Annotated in this window: 5 protein-coding genes; 2 read left to right on the top strand and 3 right to left on the bottom strand. The window is 69.9% G+C overall.

The features are described 5' to 3' along the window. Positions 1 to 823, bottom strand: an 823-nt coding sequence (locus ACWELQ_RS39205; RefSeq protein WP_452402066.1) for an NAD(P)H-binding protein, incomplete at its 3' end; no start/stop codon positions are given. 75 nt (positions 824 to 898) lie between these two features. On the opposite strand from ACWELQ_RS39205, the gene ACWELQ_RS39200 reads away from it, so the two are divergent. Next, the gene (locus tag ACWELQ_RS39200; protein WP_452402065.1) at positions 899 to 1,855 is read left to right on the top strand and encodes a cupin domain-containing protein; all 957 of its coding nucleotides are present in this window, start codon (positions 899 to 901) and stop codon (positions 1,853 to 1,855) included. A 41-nt stretch (positions 1,856 to 1,896) separates the two neighbouring features. Beyond that, on the top strand, positions 1,897 to 2,334 hold the full coding sequence (locus ACWELQ_RS39195; protein WP_452402064.1) for an acyl-CoA thioesterase: 438 nt from the start codon (positions 1,897 to 1,899) through the stop codon (positions 2,332 to 2,334). On the opposite strand, the gene ACWELQ_RS39190 is transcribed toward ACWELQ_RS39195, so the two are convergent. Together ACWELQ_RS39190 and ACWELQ_RS39185 are read right to left on the bottom strand one after the other, a co-directional pair. Further along, positions 2,331 to 3,725 carry a dihydrolipoamide acetyltransferase family protein gene (locus tag ACWELQ_RS39190; protein WP_452402063.1) on the bottom strand — a complete coding sequence of 465 codons (1,395 nt, stop codon included), beginning with the start codon at positions 3,723 to 3,725 and terminating at the stop codon, positions 2,331 to 2,333. The genes ACWELQ_RS39195 and ACWELQ_RS39190 overlap by 4 nt on opposite strands. Positions 3,726 to 3,769: 44 nt before the next feature. Next, positions 3,770 to 4,461: alpha-ketoacid dehydrogenase subunit beta (locus tag ACWELQ_RS39185; RefSeq protein ID WP_452402062.1), on the bottom strand; the 692-nt coding region annotated here is incomplete at its 5' end.

Below are 4,461 nucleotides of genomic sequence, written 5' to 3'. Positions count from 1 at the left end.
CGGCGACGTCGCGGGCGTACTCGGCGAAGTCGCGCGGCTCCCGCCCGAGCGCCCGCCGCACCCCGTCCGCGGGCGCGGAATTGCGCCCGTCGAGCACCGTGCCGAACAGGTAGTCGAGCAGGCTGATCTCATCGGCCGGTACTCCGTAGGAGGTCAGCGCGGCCACGAAATCGGTTCGGGTGAGCGGAATGTAGGCGATCTCGCGCCCCGCCGCCGCGCCGATCTCGGCGACCGCGTCTGCGAAGGACAGCCCCCGCGGCCCGGTCAGCTCGTACACCTCGCCCGCGTGCCGGTCGTCGAGCAGCGCGGCCACCGCCACCTCGGCGATATCGTCGGCGTGCACGAACGGTTCCGGCACGTCCCCGGCGGGCAGCGCGACCTCCCCGGCGAGGATGAACTCCGCGAACGCGCCCTCGCTGAAGTTCTGCGCGAACCAGGAGCAGCGCACCACGGTCCAGCGCAGCCCCGAATCCCGCACGATGGCTTCGCATTCCAGCGCCTCGGGCTCCCCGCGACCGGACAGCAACACCAGGCTGCCCACCCCCGCGGCCACGGCGGCGTCGCAGAACGCCTTGATGTCGGCCGGCGCGCCGGGCACTGCCAGATCCGGCTGATACGAGAGGTATACGGCGTTCACATCGGCGAGCGCGCTCGCCCAGGTGGCGCGGTCGGTCCAGTCGAACGGGATCGCCGCCGAGCGCGAACCGGAGCGCACCAGCGTCCCGGCGGCGCTCAGCAGCTCGGCCACCCGGCGTCCGGTCTTTCCGGTCGCGCCGAGCACGAGGACGGTGTTTTCGCTGTTGGGAGTGTGTTCGATGATCATGTATCGAGTACACCGGGATTCGGCGAGCGCGAACATGGTTGAGAAGCGCGCACGCATTTGCCATCGTCTTCAGTTATGGATGCGTTGGCCAGCCTGCTCGAAGGACCACGCGCACGAGCGGCATTCGTGATGCGCTCGTCGTTCGACCCGCCCTGGTCCCTGCGCATACGCGACGAGGCGCCGCTGACCATCGTGGCGGTGGTGCGCGGCGGCGGCTGGGTGCTGCCGGAACCCAAGGGCGGCAAGCCGGTTGCGCCGCGCCAGCTCCGCACCGGGGATATCGCGATCTTCCGTGGCCCCGACCACTACACGATGGCCGACGATCCGGCGACCGAACCGCAGGTGCTCATCGAACCCGGCAATGTCACCACCACCATGGACGGTGAAGTGCTGTGCGAGACACTGAGTCTGGGCGTGCGCAGCTGGGGCACCAGCGCCGACGCCCAGACCGTGCTGGTCACCGGCACCTACGAGCACGAATCGGCCGCCAGCCGCCGCCTGCTGCGCGCGCTGCCGCCGGTCGCGGTGCTCAGCCGCGGTGAAATCGATTCCCGCGTGCTGGATCTGCTGGTGGACGAGTCCGCCAAGGACCTGCCCGCCCAGGGGGCCATGCTGGACCGACTATTGGACCTGCTGCTGATCGCCGCCCTGCGCGCCTGGTTCTCCCGGGCCGACGCCCCCGCCTGGTATCACGCCTACGGTGACCCGCTGGTCGGCAAGGCGCTGCGCCTGATGCAGCACAATCCGGCCCAGCCGTGGACGGTCGCCTCGCTGGCCGCCGAGGTCGGCGTCTCCCGGGCCGCGCTGGCCCGCCGCTTCACCGAACTGGTCGGCGAACCGCCCATGTCGTTCCTGACGGATTGGCGGCTGGCCCTGGCCGCGGATCTGCTGCACGAATCCGACGCCACCCTGGAGTCCATCGCCCGCCGGGTCGGCTACGGCAGCGCCTTCGCCCTGTCCACCGCCTTCAAACGCCACTACGGCCTCAGTCCGCGGGATCATCGCGCCACCCCTGACGAACGCTCCGCCTGACCCGGGCGGCACTCACAGGCGGAGCGGCTAAGGTTCGCGGGGTGACGCAGGATTCTGGATACCCAGTGCTCTGGCCGGTGCCGACGCGCTGGGCGGACAACGACCACTACGGTCACGTCAACAACGTGACGTACTACTCGTACTTCGATACGGCCGTGAACGCGTGGCTGATTCACGCCAGCGGCACCGATATCCGGGACCTACCCGCCATCGGCATCGTCGCCGAGACCTCCTGCAAGTTCCTGGACTCGCTGAGCTTCCCGGACCAGTTGCAGGTCGGCATCCGCATCGAGCGGCTGGGCAATTCGAGCATCAGCTACGAGCTGGCCATCTTCCGTGACACCGGCCACAGCCTGGAGCTGGCCGCGACGGGCACCTTCGTGCACGTCTACGTCGACGAGGTGACGCGCAAGCCGGTGCCGATCCCGGCGGAGATCCGCCGGGCCGCCGAATCACTGCTGGCGACTGCCGACAACTAAACCCGGCCGAGCAGGGTGAGCGGATCCTCCAGCAGCGCGGCCACACTGGCCAGGAACCGCGAGCCCTGCTCGCCGTCGATCATGCGGTGATCGAAGCTGAGCCCCAGGCTGGTCACCCAGCGCACCGCGAGTTCGTCGCGGTGCACCCACGGCCGTTTGCGGATCGATCCCAGGCACAGGATGGCCGCCTCGCCCGGATTCACCAGCGGCACACCGCTGTCCACCCCGAAGACGCCCACATTGGTGATGGTGAAGGTGCCGCCCGTGAGGTCGGCGGGCGTGGAGGTCCCCGCGCGCGCCCCGGCCGCCACCCCGGCGATCTCGAGGCACAGGTCGCGCAGCGTGAACCCCTGCGCCTCCTTGAGATTCGGCACCAGCAGCCCGCGCTCGGTCGCGACCGCGACGCCGAGATTCACGTAGTGCTTGGTGATGATCTCCTGATTCGCCTCGTCCCAGCAGGAGTTGATCGCCGGGAACTCGGTCAGCGCCGCGAGCACCGCCCGCGCGACCAGCGCCAGCGGCGTGAGGGTGAGCCCGGTGAAGCTGGGGGTGGCCCGCAGATGCTCCAGCAGTTCCATGGACGCGGTGAAGTCCGCGGTCACGAACGTGCTGGCCTGCGGAATGTGCTGGGCGCTGGCGAGCATGGCCGCCGCCGTCCGCTTGCGGATCCCGGCGACGGGCGTGCGGGTCTCGCGCTCGATCGGCACGGCCCGGTGTCCGGTGGGGTGCATGGGCGGCACCGCGGGCGCGGGATGCGGTGCGGGCAGCGGCGCGAGCGCCATAGCCGGTGGCGCGGTGTGAATCGGAATATGGTCGGAGGCAGTCGATTCCGGCCGCATCCCGGGCAGGTCCTCCACGGTGACCGCGCCCTGCGGGCCGGTGCCGATCACCGCGCCCAGGTCGATTCCGATCTCTCGCGCCAGTTTTCGCGCGGCCGGGGTGGCCGCGGGGCGGCCCGCCGGCGCTGAGCTGCCGAGGCCCTCCGCCCCGTCCGAACCCATGGCCCGGCCGCCGGAATTGCCCGGTGCGTCAGCCGTTTTCGCCGTCGCGCGGGCGCGTCGGGAGACCGGTTCGCGGTCGGGCCCGTAGCCCACCAGCACCGACTGCCGCTCCGGGGTGGCCGCGTCGGCGGCCGGGGCGGTCGCGCCCACCCGGATCAGGGGTGCGCCCACCGGCACCGTATCGCCGGGTTGCGCCAGCAGTTCCAGCACCGTGCCCGCGTACGGGCTCGGCAGCGCCACCTGGGCCTTGGCGGTCTCGACCTCGGCGATGACCTGATTCAAGGTCACCGTGTCGCCGACCGCGACCGCCCACGACACCAATTCCGCGTCCGCCAATCCCTCACCGAGATCGGGCAAACGGAATTCCTGAACCTGCTGCTGATCTTCCACCGGGCTTCCTCCGTGTAACGGTCGAGCGGCGAGCGTGGTAACGGTCAAGCGGCGAGCGTGCGATCGACCGCGGCGAGAATGCGATCGGGGTCGGGCAGATGATGCCGCTCGAGCTTAGCCGGGGGATAGGGGATGTCGAAGCCACCGACGCGCAATACCGGCGATTCCAATTGGTAGAAGCAGCGTTCGGTGATGCGGGCCGCGATTTCCGCTCCCAGCCCGGCGAATACGGGGGCCTCGTGCACCACGATGAGCCGCCCGGTTTTCCGCACCGAGGTTTCGATGGTGTCGAAATCGATGGGCGAGAGGCTGCGCAGATCGATCACCTCGATCGAATGCCCTTCCGACGCCGCGATATCGGCGGCCGACAGCGCGGTCGCCACGGTGCCGCCGTAGGCGACGATGGTGGCGTCCTCGCCGCTGGCGCACACCCGGGCCTGGTCCAGGGCGGGTCCGCCGTCGCGGTCGAGGCGATCGAAGTCCACCTCGGTCTTGTCCCAGTACCGCCGCTTCGGTTCGAAGAAGATGACCGGATCGTCGAGCGCGATGGCCTGGCGGATCATCAGATACGCGTCGGCGGGATTGCTCGGGGCCACCACCCGCAATCCGGCGGTATGGGCGAAATACGCCTCCGGAGATTCCGAGTGATGCTCGACCGAGCCGATGCCGCCGCCGAACGGAATGCGAATGGTGATGGGCGCGACCACCTTTCCGCCGGTGCGGAAATGGATTTTCG

Source organism: Nocardia sp. NPDC004722 (assembly GCF_053601505.1).
Note: the sequence above shows the minus strand (reverse complement) of the source record. Positions and strands in the feature narration are given on the sequence as shown.